This is a genomic window from Pseudomonas sp. Tof1 (assembly GCF_055390395.1).
The window spans coordinates 3,019,610-3,035,660 of record NZ_AP024344.1 but is presented as its reverse complement, the minus strand read 5'-3'; the positions used below and the strand labels follow the sequence as shown (position 1 = coordinate 3,035,660).

Below are 16,051 nucleotides of genomic sequence, written 5' to 3'. Positions count from 1 at the left end.
GTCAGACCGTCAGCGCCGCGCGCAGGGTCGACTCGAGCAGGGCGGCATCCAGTTCCTGACCGATCAGCACCAGGCGGGTGACACGCGGCTCGTCAGCGCCCCAGGCACGGTCGAAGTGCTTGTCGAAACGGGTGCCCACGCCCTGGATCAGCAGGCGCATCGGCTTGTTCGGGATCGCCGCGAAGCCCTTGACCCGCAGGATGCCGTGCTTGACCACCAGTTGCGTCAGGGCATCGAGCAGCAGGCTTTCATCGGCTTGCGGCAGGTCGATGGAGATCGAGTCGAAGGCATCGTGGTCATGATCGTCGTGATCATCGCCGTCGTGGTGGTGATCGTGGTGGCTGTGACGGCTGTCGATATGTTCTTCGGAGCCGGCACCCAGGCCGAGCAGCACGTCCAGCGGCAGGCGACCGCTGCTGGCCTCGACGATCTTCACCGCCGGTGGCAGTTCCTCGGCCACTTCCAGGCGGACCTTGGCCAGGTCTTCGGGGGCGATCAGGTCGGTCTTGTTGAGAATCACCAGGTCGGCGCTGGACAACTGGTCGGCGAACAGTTCGTGCAGCGGCGACTCGTGGTCCAGGTTCGGGTCGAGCTTGCGCTGGGCGTCCACCTGGTCGGGGAAGGCGGCGAAGGTACCGGCGGCCACCGCCGGGCTGTCGACCACGGTGATCACCGCATCGACGGTGCAGGCACTGCGGATTTCCGGCCACTGGAACGCCTGGACCAGCGGTTTGGGCAACGCCAGGCCGGAGGTTTCGATGAGGATGTGGTCCAGATCGCCGCGCCGTGCCACCAGTTCGCGCATCACCGGGAAGAACTCTTCCTGCACGGTGCAGCACAGGCAGCCATTGGCCAGTTCGAAGACGCGACCGACCGCCTCTTCCTCGGTGCAACCGATCGAGCACTGCTTGAGGATTTCACCATCGATGCCGAGTTCGCCGAATTCGTTGACGATCACCGCGATGCGGCGGCCCTGGGCGTTGTCGAGCATGTGGCGCAACAAGGTGGTCTTGCCCGAGCCGAGGAAGCCGGTGACGATGGTGACAGGAAGCTTGGCCAGTGTTTTCATCGGGATGCCCCTTGGCAAAAATAGCGGGCATACGGGACGAGAACCGCTGCCGGAACAGGCGCGGGTAGGTTCGCCACCGGATCACCCCGCCCGGTTTAAGTGAAATTCTGTCACGAGGCAGGTCTCCTGGCTTGCGGGCGGGTGTTCGGCAGTCGCCCGATCACCGGGTCTTGCGCCTTCCCGCCCCAAGGGGCAGTGGCCAGGCAAGACTATCAAACCGCTCACAGTTGCGGGGGCAGCCGCGGCTTGCCGCGTTCCCATCTTAGCTTCGGCCGGATGCCGAAGAACCTCGAACCTGCAAGGCTACGCAGTGCGCGGGAGCAGGTCAATCTCGACGGCCGCTGTGGTTTAATTGCGCCCCCTTTCACCCTGCCCGTTTCAAGGAAGCCCCGCCCATGAGTGCCACCGGCACCACCACCGTCCTGGTCATCGGTTATGTCTGGCCCGAACCCCGTTCCTCGGCCGCCGGTGGGCACATGATGCAGATTCTCGAAAGCTTCCTCGAAGCCGGCTGGCACATCACCTTCGCCAGCCCCGCCAGCGTCGGCGAGCACAAGGCCGACCTGCAGAGCCTGGGAATCGACGAACAGGCCATCGAGCTCAACAACAGCAGCTTCGACACCTTCATCACCGCCCTGCAGCCGGATGTGGTGCTGTTCGACCGCTTCATGATGGAGGAGCAGTTCGGCTGGAGGGTCGAGAAGCACTGCCCCGACGCCATCCGCGTGCTGGAAACCTCCGACCTGCAAAGCCTGCGCGACGCCCGCCAGCAGCAGCTCAAGGAACGCCTGAAGGCCGATCCGGACCCGAACGACTTCAGCACGCTGTTTGCCCCCGACCTGCCGCAGGTGTTCCAGCAGATGAGCGAAACCGATCAGGCCCAGCGCGAGATCGCGGCGATCTACCGCTCGGACCTGAGCCTGATGATCTCCGATGTCGAGATTCGCCTGTTGACCGAGCAGTTCCGGCTGCCGCCGGCGCTGCTGCACTGGTGCCCGCTGATGCTCGATCAGCCCGCTGCCTTTCGGCCGTTCGAGGAGCGCGCGCATTTCCTCAGCATCGGCAACTTTCGCCACGCACCGAACTGGGACGCGGTGCTCTGGATGAAAACCACCCTCTGGCCGCTGATCCGCCAGCAATTGCCGAGCGCGCAACTGCACGTCTACGGCGCCTATACACCGCCCAAGGCCACCGCCCTGCATAACCCGACCCAGGGCTTTCACGTGCTGAACTGGGCCGAGGATGCCTTGCAGGTCATGAGTGCGGCGCGCATCTGCCTGGCACCGTTGCGCTTTGGCGCCGGGATCAAGGGCAAGCTCGCCGATGCCATGCTCTGCGGCACGCCAAACGTCACCACGCCGATCGGTGCCGAAGCCATGCACGGCGACTTGCCCTGGCCCGGCGCCATCGAGACCCGCGCCGAAGCCCTGGCCGCGGCCGCCGTGCAGCTCTACCAGGACCCGGCGGCCTGGCGGCAGGCCCAGGCCGCCGGCCACGCCTTGCTGGCCGCCCGCTACGACCGGCGCCAGCACGGCCCGGCCCTGGTGGCGCGTATCGAGCAATGCCGGCAGCGACTGGCACAACATCGGCGCGACAACTTCACCGGCGCCATGCTGCGGCATCACCATCACAAGAGCACCCAGTACATGGCCCAGTGGATCGAGGCGAAAAACCGCAAGGCCTGAGGCCTCATGTCGAAGGCAGGAACAACCGGGCGATCTCGATCAGTTGCGGCCCCCGATCCGGCGCCAGCACCAGGGCCGAACGCGGCGGCAACAGCCGGCCCTCCGGCGAACGGGCGGGTTTCCTGGCGAAGTTCACCGTGATCAGGGTGCCGTCGCTGAACGAGGTACGCTGAACCAGGCGATCGGCCGAAAACACCTGGAAATCGCTCAGCCGCTCGGTGAACAGCCTTTCGTGCAACGGCCGGAACACCTTGTCATAGGCCCGAATAAACGGCAGATCGCGGGCCAGCACCTGGTCGTTGAGGTGATACAGGGGCGGCACCATGTACAGCAACTGCAGCAACGCCGTGGTTTCCCGCTCGCTGGAGAACTTCAGCGAGCCATATTCCCAATGGTGGGTGCTGACCAGGCTGTCGTGGAACACCAGCTGATACAGCGGCAGGCGAAACTGCGCCGAGGTGACGAAGCGGGCGACCGCCGGCTTGAGCGGTATCGGCTTGAAATACAGGTCCGGGGTCTCCGGCGGCCAGTACCCGCCACGGTAGAACGGCGACTGCTTGTTCTTGCCGATATCCGGGTCCATCCAGGCGAACGGCTGGGTGGCGATGCCATGGCTGTAGGCGATGCTGGGCACATAGAAGGCCACCCCACCCTCGCTGCCGGTGACCAGCCCCAGCTCGGTGCCGGGAAACTGCAAGCGGCGCCTGCGCGCCTCGGCATCCTCGCGCTCGCTGGTTTCCCGGCCCGGGGTATAGTCCCTGAACTCGGGACCGGCGGCATCGACATCGAGAAAGTAGCTGTTCAGGCGGGCGCCACGGGCAACCGCACTGATACGCCGTTGCGCATAGGGTTCGACCACCCGGGAATTGACATAGACCCCACGGCCATTGAAGCCGCGCAGCTTTTCCCCCGGCTGTCGCGATAGCCCGCCGCCGCCAGTTCGTCGCCCATCTGCGCCGTGGCCCAGGTGGCCCGCAGGTTGGAGGGATGCGCACTGCCGTAGCTGTCATACACCGCCACCAGATAACCGGCAGCCTTGGCCGCCTCCACCGCCTCGGGGTGCCACAGCGCATCGCGCCAGTCGTCCGCCCCCAGCCAGGCCCGGCTCAGGCCGGCCTTGCGCAGCGCCTCCACGGTCTCCAGCGACAGACCGCCGCCCCAGCGCCGGGGCGATGCCAGCCAGGGGCCGAACGCGTCGAGCAACTGCCCGCGGACCTGCTGCCCCCAGGCCACATTCGCCGCCGGATCGTGATTGCCCGGCAGCGGCTCGACCGGCACCAGTGGCAACGCCGCCTGCAATGCCGTATTGAGCGCACGGGTCACCTCGCGCCGACGAAACAGCGACACCCCGCTCTTCCAGTCACCGGCCTCCTGCAACGCGGCCTCGAAACTTTCCCGTGCCGGTGGGTCGAACGCCGCCCACAACCTCGATGCCAGGTGCCGATGATCCTGGCGACGCGCGGCAAAAAACCTCAGGAACGCCGGCCAGTCCTTGATATCCGCAGTTTTCAGCGGCCCCGCCCCCCACAGATAGATATGCGCGGCCCCGCCAAGCCGGGCGACCAGCGGCTGCCGGGCAATTTTCTGTTTCAGCGAAACCAGGCGGTGACGGGCCTCCAGCCACTGGCGATAGAAACGCGCGCCATACAACGGATCGGCCGGGCCGACCCTGATGCTGACCGTGAAGGGCGCGTCCCCGGCCAACCGGTTGAACTCGTGACTGATCCGCGGCAACGGTCGCGAATCCTGCTCGATCATGCCGAAACGGGTATCGAAGGGCGTTTCGATCAGCCAGGTGATCGAGTGGTCGCCCCGCAACTCACTCCAGAAGGGCATCGACAGCAGGCCGTTGAGGGCATCCGGCTCATAGCGGCGCAACAGCCAGTCCAGCCACTGGCGATCGTCAGCGGGGACATAGGCGCCCTCCCCGAACGGCAGAGCATAGGCCTCGATGGCTGCGGCCTCCAGGGGCCGCGGCCACTCCAGCAGCCCCGGCTGATCGGCGCGGATCGACAGGCGCAAGGCGTCCTGCTCGATCCCGGCCTCGACCCGGAAGCGATTGGCACCGTGGCTGATACGCCAGCTGCGCCCGGTCAATCCGTCGGCCCGGGCACTGTCGGAAAAGGCCGGCGCGCTCAGTACCGAGACCTGGCCATCGTCACGGTGCAGGGTGACCTGCAGGGTCGCCGGATCGACGCTGAACACTCCGCCGCTGTAGGGCAGGTCGACCGGCAACTGCCCGAAAACCGGCAGGCTGGACAGACACAGGGCCAGCGTCAGGAACAGGCGACGAAATCGATCAATAGCGGGTACGGGGCGCATGGCGTTCCACAGAGGTATCCCAGGAATTTTGAGAGCCTGCGGACACTAAACGACATCGCCCTCCTTCTCCGTAAGAACGGTCTCTTAGCGACACCTGAAATATCGCCAAATCGCTGCTACCAGGATCTGTCCTACGAACCCAGCGGGCGACGCAGCAGGTAGGTATCCATGATCCACCCCTTGCGTTGCCGGGCAGCCTCACGCAATTCACGGATCTGTCCGTGCACTTCATGCAACTTGCCGCTCACCAGCAGCTCGTCCTCGGTGCCCAGGTAGGCTCCCCAGTAGATGTCCAGGGTCTGGTCGACGAACTGGCCGAAGGCACAATGGGCATCGAGCATCACCACCACATTGTCCAGGTCGGCCGCTTCCAGGCGCCGGCCAGTGGTGATACGGATCGGTTCGCCGATGCGGTTCAACGGGATTCGATGCCGCGCCGCCAGCGCCTGCACGCTGCTGATCCCGGGGATCACCTCGACCTCGAACGCCGGGCCGCCAAGCGCCACTACCCGCTCCAGTACCCGCAGGGTGCTGTCATACAGGCCCGGCTCGCCCCAGATCAGAAAGGCGCCGCACTCGTTCTCGCCCAGTTCCTCGTCGATCAGCCGGGCGAACAATCCGGCGCGCTGCGCATGCCAACGCTCGACCCCGGCTTCATAGGAATCTTCATCGTCCTCTCGCAGCGGGTCGCTGACCTGCACCAGGCGATAACCCGGCTGTTCGATGTAGCGCTCGCAGATCTCCCTGCGCAGGTTCACCAGCTCTGCCTTGGCCCGTCCCTTGTCCAGCAGGAAGAACACCGAGGCGCGATTCAGGGCCCTGATAGCCTGCAGGGTGATCTGCTCCGGGTGGCCGGAACCGATACCGATCAATAGAACGCTCTTCACCGTTTTGCTCCTGGAAATGGGCACGATAGACGCCGTCCAGCCTGTTTCAGCTTATCCGAAACCTGGCGCAAGGTTGGCAGATGGCCGACGAAGGAGGCATTATCGAGCAGCAATAATAATAAAAGCGCTTCCAATGACTCGAACGACCCGTATCACCGATCCCTCCTATGAACTGATGGATGACCATAACGGCCTCTCCATCATCTACCGCCAGCACGGCTTCCCGTGCCCGCTGGTACGTTGGCATTTCCACAAGGAATACGAGCTGCACCTGATCGTCGCCAGCTCCGGCAAGGTCTTCATCGGCGACTACATCGGCAACTTCCATCCCTACACCCTGTTCCTCACCGGCCCCAACCTGCCCCACAACTGGATCAGCCAGGTGGCCGAAGACGAGGTGGTGCCCAAGCGCGACATGCTGGTGAACTTCACCGACGAACTGTTCGAGGAAGGCCACCAGATCTTCGCCGAGCTGAAAACCCTGGCGCCGCTGCTGGAACGGGCCCAGTACGGTATCGAGTTCCGCTGCAAGGACACCATCGGCCAGGCCGCGCAACTGATGCAACGCATCGCCGACTCCCAGGGCGTGACGCGCCTGGGGCACTTCCTGATCCTGCTGGAACTGCTCAGCACCTGCGACGACTACCAGTTGCTCTCCGGCGTCACCACCCCGCAACTGGCCGACGAAAACAATATCGACCGCACCAACCGCGCCGTCGACTACATTTTCGCCCACTACGCCCGGGAACTGCCGCTGGAAGAAGTCGCCGACTACCTGGGATGAAGCCCACCTACTTCTCCCGGGTGTTCAAGCAGGCCACCGGGCGCTGCTTCGTCGAGTTCGTCAATCGCCTGCGCATCAGCAAATCCTGCGAACTGCTGGTCGATGGCGACAAGCCGGTCACCGATGTCTGCTTCGAGTCCGGTTTCAACAACATTTCCAACTTCAACCGGCGCTTCCAGCAGCTCAAGGGCATGACCCCCTCGCACTATCGCCGCCTGGCCGTCCAGCGCCTGACCGAACAGAACCTCGGTTGACCCCCTTCGGGCGCCCCGCTCGGGGCGCCCCCGGCCGATTGCGCAAAATCCTGTACGGATTTACCCCCGCCCGCCTACCCCGGAACACCCGGCCTTGAGCCTTCGTACGGAGGTTTCAACGAGACGCGCCCTACCCATCGAGTGCAAAAAAGTATCGATCACAGTGTCTTCAAGGATTTGTCTGGCTGGCGATTGAGGGCTGTAATCAGCCACAGATTCTTCCGGGGCACAGGAAGACACAACAACAATAAACCGACCTTCGACCGCCACCGGGCGCCAGAAGAGGAGTGTTCGATGAAAGCCATAGCAAAAGCTCTGCTCGTCTCCACCTGCCTGACCGCCAGCAGCGTCAGCTTCGGCGCCCAGACCCTGACCATCGCCACCGTCAACAACAGCGACATGATCCGCATGCAGAAGCTGTCGAAGACTTTCGAGGCCGAGCACCCGGACATCAGGCTGAACTGGGTGGTACTGGAAGAAAACGTGCTGCGCCAGCGCCTGACCACCGACATCGCCACCCAGGGCGGCCAGTTCGACGTGCTCACCATCGGCATGTACGAAGCCGCACTCTGGGGCGCCAAGGGCTGGCTGGAGCCGATGAACAACCTGCCCGCCACCTACGACATCGATGATGTGTTCCCCTCGGTACGTGATGGCCTGTCGGTCAAGGGCACCCTGTTCGCCCTGCCGTTCTACGCCGAAAGTTCCATGACCTACTACCGCACCGACCTGTTCAAGGACGCCGGCCTCACCATGCCCGAGCGGCCGACCTGGGAGCAGTTGGGCGAATTCGCCGCCACGCTCAATCACCCGGACAAGGAGCAATACGGCATCTGCCTGCGCGGCAAGGCCGGTTGGGGCGAGAACATGGCGCTGATCACCACCGTCGCCAACGCCTATGGCGCCCGCTGGTTCGACGAGAAGTGGCAGCCGGAATTCACCGGCCCCGAATGGAAGAACGCCCTGAACTTCTACGTCGGCACCATGAAGAAATCCGGCCCGCCCGGCGCGTCGAGCAACGGTTTCAACGAAAACCTGGCGCTGTTCAACAGCGGCAAGTGCGCGATCTGGGTCGATGCCAGCGTCGCCGGCTCGTTCGTCACCGACAAGACCCAGAGCAAGGTCGCCGACCATGTCGGCTTCACCTTTGCCCCGCACCAGGTCACCGAGAAAGGCTCGGCCTGGCTCTACTCCTGGGCCCTGGCGATTCCCACCAGTTCCAAGGCCAAGGACGCGGCGAAGACCTTCAGCGCGTGGGCCACTTCCAAGGAATACGCGGCCCTGGTGGCCAAGGAAGATGGCATCGCCAACGTCCCGCCGGGCACCCGGGCCTCGACCTACAGCGACGCGTACATGCAGGCCGCGCCGTTCGCGAAAATCACCCTGGAATCGCTCAAGGTGGCCAACCCGAAAGACCCGAGCGCCAAGCCGGTGCCCTACGTCGGCATCCAGCTGGTGACCATCCCCGAGTTCCAGGCCATCGGTACCCAGGTCGGCAAGCTGTTTTCCGCCGCACTGATCGGCCAGACCACGGTTGACCAGGCCCTGGCCTCGGCCCAGCAGAGTACCGAACGCGAGATGAAACGCGCGGGCTACCCCAAGTAGACGCTGACCTGCAGGCGCCGGGCCTGCCCGCGAAGATCTCGGTCCAGGCAACACGCCATGCCAGGAACACCGAGTCGCACCCTTCGCGGGCACGCCCTGCTGCTGCACAAGATCCGCTCCCTGACCCCAAGCGGTTTTGAAGACCATGAATACCACCACTGCAAAAGCCCATATGGACCGTCCCCAGCCGCTGCGCAAAAGCCGTCTGCGCAACCCCGGCTGGTTTCTGGTCAGCCCCTCGGTAGCCCTGTTGCTGCTGTGGATGATCGTACCGCTGGGCATGACCCTGTACTTTTCGCTGATCCGCTACAACCTGCTCTACCCTGGCGAAAACCAGTACGTGGGCCTTGAGAACTTCAGCTACTTCCTCACCGACTCGGGCTTCCTGCCCGGCGCCACCAATACCCTGTTGCTGGTGGGCAGCGTGCTGCTGATCAGCGTGGTGTTCGGTGTACTGATCTCGGCCCTGCTGGAAGCCAGCGAGTTCCTCGGCCGCGGCATCGTCCGGGTACTGCTGATCTCGCCGTTCTTCATCATGCCCACGGTCGGCGCGCTGATCTGGAAGAATCTGCTGTTCCATCCGGTCTCGGGCGTGCTCGCCGCGCTGTGGCGGCTGTTCGGCGCCGAGCCGGTGGACTGGCTGGCGCACTACCCGTTGCTGTCGGTGATCATCATCGTGTCCTGGCAATGGCTGCCCTTCGCCATCCTGATCCTGATGACCGCCATGCAGTCCCTCGACCAGGAACAGAAGGAAGCCGCGCGCCTGGACGGTGCCGGCCCGCTGGCGATCTTCTGGCATCTGACCCTGCCACACCTGGCCCGGCCGATCGCCGTGGTGGTGATGATCGAGACCATCTTCCTGCTGTCGGTGTTCGCCGAGATCTTCACCACCACCAACGGCGGCCCCGGCTATGCGTCGACCAACCTGGCGTACCTGATCTACAACCAGGCGCTGGTGCAGTTCGACGTCGGCATGGCCTCCGCCGGCGGCCTGATCGCCGTGGTCATCGCCAACATCGCCGCGATCATCCTGGTGCGGATGCTCGGCAAGAACCTGACAGACAAGCCCTGAGGCCCGCGCCATGACGACCCTGACCCTCAAACAATCACGCCGCCTGCAGAGCGTGCTGCTCGGCATCCTGGCCTGGGCCCTGGCCCTGCTGATCTTCTTTCCGATCTTCTGGATGGTGCTGACCAGCTTCAAGAGCGAAATCGACGCCTTCGCCACGCCGCCGCAGTTCATCTTCAGCCCGACCCTGGAGAACTACCTGCATATCCAGGAACGCAGCGGCTACCTGCGCTTCGCCTGGAACTCGGTGGTGGTGTCGTTCAGCGCCACCGCCCTGTGCCTGCTGATCGCGGTACCGGCGGCCTACTCCATGGCGTTCTACGAAACCCAGCGGACCAAGCGCACCCTGCTGTGGATGCTCTCGACCAAGATGCTGCCACCGGTGGGCGTGCTGATGCCGATCTACCTGCTGGCCAAGTCGTTCGAGCTGCTCGACACCCGCCTCGCGCTGATCGTGATCTACACCCTGATCAACCTGCCGATCGTGATCTGGATGGTGTACACCTACTTCAAGGACATCCCCCGGGACATCCTCGAAGCCGCCCGTCTCGACGGCGCCACGCTGTTGCAGGAGATGCTGCGGGTGCTGCTGCCGATCAGCAAGGGCGGCCTGGCCTCGACCATGCTGCTGTCGCTGATCCTGTGCTGGAACGAGGCGTTCTGGTCGCTGAACCTGACCTCCTCCAACGCCGCGCCGCTGACCGCGCTGATCGCCTCCTACTCCAGCCCCGAGGGGTTGTTCTGGGCCAAGTTGTCCGCCGTCTCGACCCTCGCCTGCGCACCGATCCTGATCTTTGGCTGGATCAGCCAGAAACAGCTGGTCCGCGGCCTGTCCTTCGGTGCCGTGAAGTAATGACCCCAACACGGACCGGTGTTCTGCCAAACAATCGAGGAGCCACATCATGGCCAACCTGAAAATAAGACATCTGCAAAAAGGCTTCGAAGGTCTGTCCATCATCAAGGGCATCGACCTGGAAGTGCGCGATCGCGAATTCGTGGTCTTCGTCGGCCCGTCGGGCTGCGGCAAGTCGACCCTGCTGCGGCTGATCGCCGGCCTTGAGGAAGTCACCTCCGGCACCATCGAGCTGGACGGCCGCGACATCACCGAAGTCAGCCCGGCCAAGCGCGACCTGGCGATGGTGTTCCAGACCTACGCCCTGTACCCGCACATGAGCGTGCGCAAGAACATGTCCTTCGCACTCGACCTGGCCGGCGTGGCCAAGGCCGAGGTCGAGCGCAAGGTCAACGAGGCCGCGCGCATCCTCGAACTCGGCCCCCTGCTGGAGCGCAAGCCCAAGCAACTCTCCGGCGGCCAGCGCCAGCGCGTGGCCATCGGCCGGGCCATCGTGCGCAACCCGAAGATCTTCCTGTTCGACGAACCGCTGTCCAACCTCGATGCCGCGCTGCGGGTGCAGATGCGCCTGGAGCTGGCGCGCCTGCACAAGGAACTGCAGGCGACCATGATCTACGTGACCCACGACCAGGTCGAGGCCATGACCCTGGCCGACAAGGTGGTGGTGCTCAACGGCGGGCGCGTCGAGCAGGTCGGCTCGCCCCTGGAGCTGTACCACTCGCCGGTCAACCTGTTCGTCGCCGGCTTCCTCGGCACGCCGAAGATGGGCTTTCTCAAGGGCAAGATCAGCCGCGTCGACGCCCAGGGCTGCGAAGTCGAACTGGAGGCCGGCACCCGCATCAGCCTGGCCCAAAGCGGCGCCAGCCTCAGCGTCGGCAGCCCGGTGACCCTCGGCATCCGACCGGAACACCTGGAAATCGCCAAGCCCGGCGACTGCGTCCTGCGGGTCACCGCCGATGTCGGCGAGCGCCTGGGCAGCGACACCTACTGCCACGTCCGTACCCGTTCCGGCGAGGCGCTGACCATGCGTATCCGCGGCGACCTGGCCAGCCAGTACGGCGAAACCCTCGACCTGCACCTGGACAGCGCCCACTGCCACCTTTTCGATGCCGACGGTGTGGCGCTGCCCCGCGCGCTGCGTGCCGCGGCCTGATCAAGAGAACCCGCAATGAACCTGAACAAACAGAACCTGCACAACCTGTCCCCCCAGGTCGCACTGCCCGGCTATGTGGCGAGCGACACCCGGCAGGGCATCGCCCATATCGGCGTCGGCGGCTTCCATCGCGCCCACCAGGCCTACTACACCGATGCGCTGATGAACCTCGGCGAAGGTCACGAGTGGAGCATCTGTGGCATCGGCCTGCGCCCCGAGGACCAGGGCGTACGTGACGCCCTGGCGGCCCAGGACCACCTCTACACGCTCTACGAACTGGGGGACGGCGACGACACCGAAACCCGCGTCATCGCCTCCATCAGCGGCATGCTGCTGGCCCAGGACGGTGCCCGGGCACTGATCGACAAGCTGGCCTCGGCCGAGATCCGCATCGTTTCGCTGACCATCACCGAAGGCGGCTACTGCATCGATGACAGCACCGGCGAGTTCATGAGCCACCTGCCGCAGGTCCGGCACGACCTCAGCCATCCGGACTCCCCCCGGACGGTCTTCGGCTTTCTCTGCGCGGCCCTGGCGCAGCGGCGGGCCAACGGTATTGCGGCCTTCACCCTGATGTCCTGCGATAACCTGCCGCACAACGGCGCGGTGACCCGCAAGGCGCTGCTGGCCTTCGCCGCGCTGCGCGACGCCGGCCTGCACGACTGGATCGCCGCCAACGTGAGCTTCCCCAACGCCATGGTCGACCGCATCACGCCGATGACCAGCTCGGCGCACCGCCTGCAACTGCATGACGAGCACGGGATCGACGATGCCTGGCCGGTGGTCTGCGAACCCTTCGTGCAGTGGGTGCTGGAAGACAAGTTCAGCAACGGCCGCCCGGCCTGGGAGAAGGTCGGCGTGCAGTTCACCGACGACGTCACGCCCTATGAGGAGATGAAGATCAAGCTGCTCAACGGCAGCCACCTGGCCCTCACCTACCTGGGTTTTCTCAAGGGCTACCGTTTCGTCCACGAGACCATGAACGACCCGCTGTTCGTCGCCTACATGCGCGCCTACATGGACCTGGACGTCACCCCGCAACTGGCCCCGGTGCCGGGGATCGACCTGGGCGACTACAAGAACACCCTGGTCGAGCGTTTCTCCAACCAGGCGATTGCCGACCAGTTGGAGCGGGTCTGTTCCGACGGTTCGTCGAAGTTTCCCAAGTTCACCGTGCCGACCATCAACCGGCTGATCGCCGATGGCCGCGACACCGAACGCGCCGCCCTGGTGGTGGCCGCCTGGGCCCTGTACCTCAAGGGCGTCGACGAAAACGGCGTGCGCTACCGCATTCCCGATCCACGGGCCGAGTTCTGCCAGGCGATGGTCACCGATGACAACCTGATCGTGCAACGCCTGCTGGGCGTGGAGGAAATCTTCGGCACTGCGATTCCCCAGTCCGAAGCCTTCGTCGCTGCCTTCAAGTCGTGCTACGACAGCCTGCGGGAAGTGGGGGTGAGCAAAACCCTGGAGCGCCTGCTGGCGAGAACCTGATCCCATTGCCCTGTAGGAGCCAGGCTTGCCCACGAGGGGTCTTCCTGACATTCACACGTTGTCAGGGCCGACGCCTTCGCGGGCAAGCCCGGCTCCTACAGGGTTGTGTTCACACCACGACCGGGGGCGCGCCCCAACCACCAGGCACCACCATGAACCAGAAACTCTACCTCGGCATCGACTGCGGCACCCAAGGCACCAAGGCCCTTGTCCTCGACAGCGTCAGCGGCCAGGTGCTGGGCCAGGGCTCGGCCCCCCACGACCTGATCAGCGGCGCCAACGGCCGCCGCGAGCAGGACACCGGGCAATGGCTGGAGGCGTTCATCCAAGCCACCCACCAGGCCCTGCAAGCCGCACAAATCGATGGCCACGCCATCCGTGGCCTCGGCGTTTCCGGGCAGCAGCACGGGCTGGTGCTGCTCGACGAACAGGGCCAGGCCCTGCGCCCGGCGAAACTCTGGTGTGACACCGAAAGCACCCCGCAAAACCAGCGCCTGCTCGACTACCTGGGCGGCGAAGCGGGCTCGCTGGCGCGCCTGGGCCTGGTGATCGCCCCCGGCTACACCGTGTCCAAGCTGCTCTGGACCCGGGAGCAGCACCCGGACCTGTTCGCCCGCATCGCCCACGTCCTGCTGCCCCACGACTACCTCAACCACTGGCTCACCGGCCGGGCCTGCGCCGAGTATGGCGATGCCTCCGGCAGCGGCTATTTCGACGTGCGCCGACGTGACTGGGACCGGCCGCTGCTCCAGCACATCGACCCCAGCGGCCGCCTGCAGGCGGCCCTGCCGGAACTGATCGAGGCCCACCAGCCAGTCGGCCGGATACAGCCCGCCATCGCCCGGCGGCTGGGCATCAACCCCCGGGCCGTGGTCGCCAGCGGTGGTGGCGACAACATGATGGGCGCCATCGGCACCGGCAATATCCAGCCCGGCGTGATCACCATGAGCCTGGGCTCCTCCGGCACGGTCTACGCCTATGCCGAGCAGCCGCTGATCAGCCCGGATGCCGCAGTGGCGGCGTTCTGCTCCTCCAGCGGCGGCTGGCTGCCGCTGATCTGCACCATGAACCTGACCAACGCCACCGGCGCGGTGCGCGAACTGTTCAGGCTCGGGCTCGACGAGTTCAACGCCCTGGTGGCCCAGGCCCCCATCGGCGCCGAGGGCGTCAGCATGCTGCCGTTCCTCAACGGCGAGCGGGTGCCGGCCCTGCCCCGGGCCAGCGGCAGCCTGCTGGGCCTGACCCTGACCAACCTGAACCCGGCCAACCTGTGCCGCGCCGTGGTCGAGGGCACAACCTTCGGCCTGCGCTATGGCCTCGACCTGCTGCGCGGCAACGGCCTGCAGGGCCAGAGCATCCGCCTGATCGGCGGCGGCGCGAAAAGCCCGGTCTGGCGGCAGATGGTCGCCGACATCATGAATACTCCGGTCATCTGCACCGAACAGAGCGAGGCCGCCGCCCTCGGTGCGGCGATCCAGGCGGCCTGGTGCGAGTCCGGAGCGCTTCACGGCCTCGCCGAACTGTGCGAGCGTTGCGTCAGCCTCGATACCGGCAGCGAGACCCGGCCGATCCCGGCCCATGTCAGCGCCTATCAACCGATTTATCACCGCTACCGCCAACAGGTCGCGGCCCTTCAAGAGCAAGAGTGAGCATCCATGTATCTGGTCTGTGGTGAAGCGCTGTTCGATTTCTTCAGCGAGCCCGACGCGAGCGGGCAAACCTCGAAAGTGAATTTCAAGGCGATTGCCGGCGGTTCGCCGTTCAACGTCGCGGTGGGCCTGCGCCGCCTGGGCGTGGAGGCGGCGCTGCTGGCCGGGCTGTCCAACGACTACCTGGGGCGCCGCCTGCAACAGGTTCTCCAGGAGGAAGGCGTGCGAGCCGACTACCTGCGGGATTTCGACGCGCCCACCACCCTGGCGATGGTTGCCGTCGGTGCCGATGGCTCGCCCCAGTACAGCTTTCGTGGCGAGGGCTGTGCCGACCGCCAGTTGCTGCCGGAACACCTGCCGCCCCTGGACGACGCGGTGCGCGGCCTGCATATCGGCTCCTACTCGTTGGTGGTGCAGCCGATCGCCGATACCCTGCTGACGCTGGTCCGCCGGGAAAGCGGACGCCGGCTGATCACCCTCGACCCCAACGTACGCCTCAACCCGCAGCCGGACATCGGGCTGTGGCGCCAACGCATCGCCGTCCTGGCGGCCCACGCCGACCTGATCAAGGTCAGTGACGAGGACCTGCACCTGCTCTACCCCGATCGCGAACCGCAGGACGTCGCCCGGGAATGGCTGGAGCAGCGCTGCCAACTGCTATTCCTGACCCGTGGCCGCCAGGGTGCCAGCGTCTACAGTCGCCGCCACGGGCACTGGTCGGTGCCGGCCCGACAAGTCACCACGGCCGATACCGTGGGGGCTGGCGACACCTTCCAGGCGGCGCTGATCGCCTGGCTGACCGAGCAGCAACTGGATTCGGTGCAGGGCCTGGAACGCCTGGAAAAGACCCAGATCGAAGCCATGCTCGACTTCGCCGTCCGCGCGGCCGCGATCACCTGCAGCCGCATCGGGCCGGACCTGCCCTATCGCCACCAGGTGGTCTGACGGCAGGAAAACGACGGATGGTGCCTCGAACTGTCATTTCTGACAGGTGGCAAACGAGAGTCCGTAGCGTTAACTAGGCTGTGTACGAAATTGTTTGAAACGCAGGTTAGGCAAGGCAAAAACCGGCGAGGAAGCGCAGTTGACTGGTTGTCAATGAGCATTCCGAGCCGGTTTTTAACGCCGCATAACCAAGTTTCAAGCGATTTCGTACATAGCCTAAGCCCGTCACTTGTAGAAGGCCGTCACAGGTGAGCCAGAGAAACGTCTCATCAAGGATGGATC

10 protein-coding genes, 2 pseudogenes and 1 riboswitch are annotated in these 16,051 nt (G+C 65.0%); of the genes and pseudogenes, 9 read left to right on the top strand and 3 right to left on the bottom strand.

Going from position 1 to position 16,051, the window contains the following annotated elements:
* Nucleotide 1: 1 nt before the first annotated feature.
* Nucleotides 2-1,069: a cobalamin biosynthesis protein CobW gene (gene cobW / locus ACZ5KU_RS13940; RefSeq protein ID WP_054062299.1), complete on the bottom strand. Its 1,068-nt coding sequence runs from the start codon at nt 1,067-1,069 to the stop codon at nt 2-4.
* A gap of 99 nt (nt 1,070-1,168) precedes the next feature.
* A riboswitch (cobalamin riboswitch) is annotated at nt 1,169-1,376 on the bottom strand.
* Between the two features lie 88 nt (nt 1,377-1,464).
* Between cobW and ACZ5KU_RS13935 the strand changes: the two genes are divergently transcribed.
* On the top strand, nt 1,465-2,754 hold the full coding sequence (locus ACZ5KU_RS13935; RefSeq protein WP_416773260.1) for a glycosyltransferase: 1,290 nt from the start codon (nt 1,465-1,467) through the stop codon (nt 2,752-2,754).
* A 4-nt stretch (nt 2,755-2,758) separates the two neighbouring features.
* Here ACZ5KU_RS13935 and ACZ5KU_RS13930 read toward each other — a convergent pair.
* Nucleotides 2,759-4,512: pseudogene (locus ACZ5KU_RS13930) on the bottom strand (glycoside hydrolase).
* A gap of 695 nt (nt 4,513-5,207) precedes the next feature.
* Entirely contained in the window at nt 5,208-5,963 is a 756-nt protein-coding gene (gene cobF, locus ACZ5KU_RS13925) for a precorrin-6A synthase (deacetylating) (RefSeq protein ID WP_054060684.1), read from the bottom strand.
* Between the two features lie 133 nt (nt 5,964-6,096).
* Between cobF and ACZ5KU_RS13920 the strand changes: the two are divergent.
* The 8 genes and pseudogenes from ACZ5KU_RS13920 (at nt 6,097) to ACZ5KU_RS13885 (ending at nt 15,769) form a co-directional block, all read left to right on the top strand.
* A pseudogene (locus tag ACZ5KU_RS13920) lies at nt 6,097-7,001 on the top strand (helix-turn-helix domain-containing protein).
* Between the two features lie 294 nt (nt 7,002-7,295).
* Nucleotides 7,296-8,606, top strand: coding sequence for an ABC transporter substrate-binding protein (locus ACZ5KU_RS13915; RefSeq protein WP_054060686.1), 1,311 nt, complete (start codon nt 7,296-7,298; stop codon nt 8,604-8,606).
* A gap of 145 nt (nt 8,607-8,751) precedes the next feature.
* Entirely contained in the window at nt 8,752-9,678 is a 927-nt protein-coding gene (locus tag ACZ5KU_RS13910; protein WP_054060687.1) for a carbohydrate ABC transporter permease, read from the top strand.
* A gap of 10 nt (nt 9,679-9,688) precedes the next feature.
* Nucleotides 9,689-10,528 (top strand): carbohydrate ABC transporter permease, encoded by an 840-nt coding sequence (locus ACZ5KU_RS13905; RefSeq protein ID WP_054060688.1) that lies wholly within the window; start codon nt 9,689-9,691, stop codon nt 10,526-10,528.
* Nucleotides 10,529-10,577: 49 nt separating this feature from the next.
* A complete protein-coding gene (locus ACZ5KU_RS13900; protein ID WP_054060689.1) occupies nt 10,578-11,681 on the top strand; it encodes an ABC transporter ATP-binding protein in 1,104 nt (367 codons plus the stop codon).
* 15 nt (nt 11,682-11,696) lie between these two features.
* The gene (locus ACZ5KU_RS13895) at nt 11,697-13,175 is read left to right on the top strand and encodes a mannitol dehydrogenase family protein (protein WP_054060690.1); all 1,479 of its coding nucleotides are present in this window, start codon (nt 11,697-11,699) and stop codon (nt 13,173-13,175) included.
* Nucleotides 13,176-13,327: 152 nt separating this feature from the next.
* Nucleotides 13,328-14,824, top strand: a complete 1,497-nt coding sequence (gene xylB, locus ACZ5KU_RS13890; RefSeq protein WP_054062304.1) for a xylulokinase — start codon at nt 13,328-13,330, stop codon at nt 14,822-14,824.
* Nucleotides 14,825-14,830: 6 nt separating this feature from the next.
* A complete protein-coding gene (locus ACZ5KU_RS13885) occupies nt 14,831-15,769 on the top strand; it encodes a carbohydrate kinase family protein (RefSeq protein ID WP_054062305.1) in 939 nt (312 codons plus the stop codon).
* Nucleotides 15,770-16,051 lie beyond the last annotated feature (282 nt).

Coding starts and splice junctions, on each gene's coding strand:
- ACZ5KU_RS13895 (WP_054060690.1), top strand. CDS start 11,697: ATGAACCTGAACAAACAGAACCTGCACAACCTGTCCCCCCAGGTCGCA.
- xylB (WP_054062304.1), top strand. CDS start 13,328: ATGAACCAGAAACTCTACCTCGGCATCGACTGCGGCACCCAAGGCACC.
- ACZ5KU_RS13905 (WP_054060688.1), top strand. CDS start 9,689: ATGACGACCCTGACCCTCAAACAATCACGCCGCCTGCAGAGCGTGCTG.
- ACZ5KU_RS13885 (WP_054062305.1), top strand. CDS start 14,831: ATGTATCTGGTCTGTGGTGAAGCGCTGTTCGATTTCTTCAGCGAGCCC.
- cobW (WP_054062299.1), bottom strand. CDS start 1,069: ATGAAAACACTGGCCAAGCTTCCTGTCACCATCGTCACCGGCTTCCTC.
- ACZ5KU_RS13900 (WP_054060689.1), top strand. CDS start 10,578: ATGGCCAACCTGAAAATAAGACATCTGCAAAAAGGCTTCGAAGGTCTG.
- ACZ5KU_RS13915 (WP_054060686.1), top strand. CDS start 7,296: ATGAAAGCCATAGCAAAAGCTCTGCTCGTCTCCACCTGCCTGACCGCC.
- ACZ5KU_RS13935 (WP_416773260.1), top strand. CDS start 1,465: ATGAGTGCCACCGGCACCACCACCGTCCTGGTCATCGGTTATGTCTGG.
- ACZ5KU_RS13910 (WP_054060687.1), top strand. CDS start 8,752: ATGAATACCACCACTGCAAAAGCCCATATGGACCGTCCCCAGCCGCTG.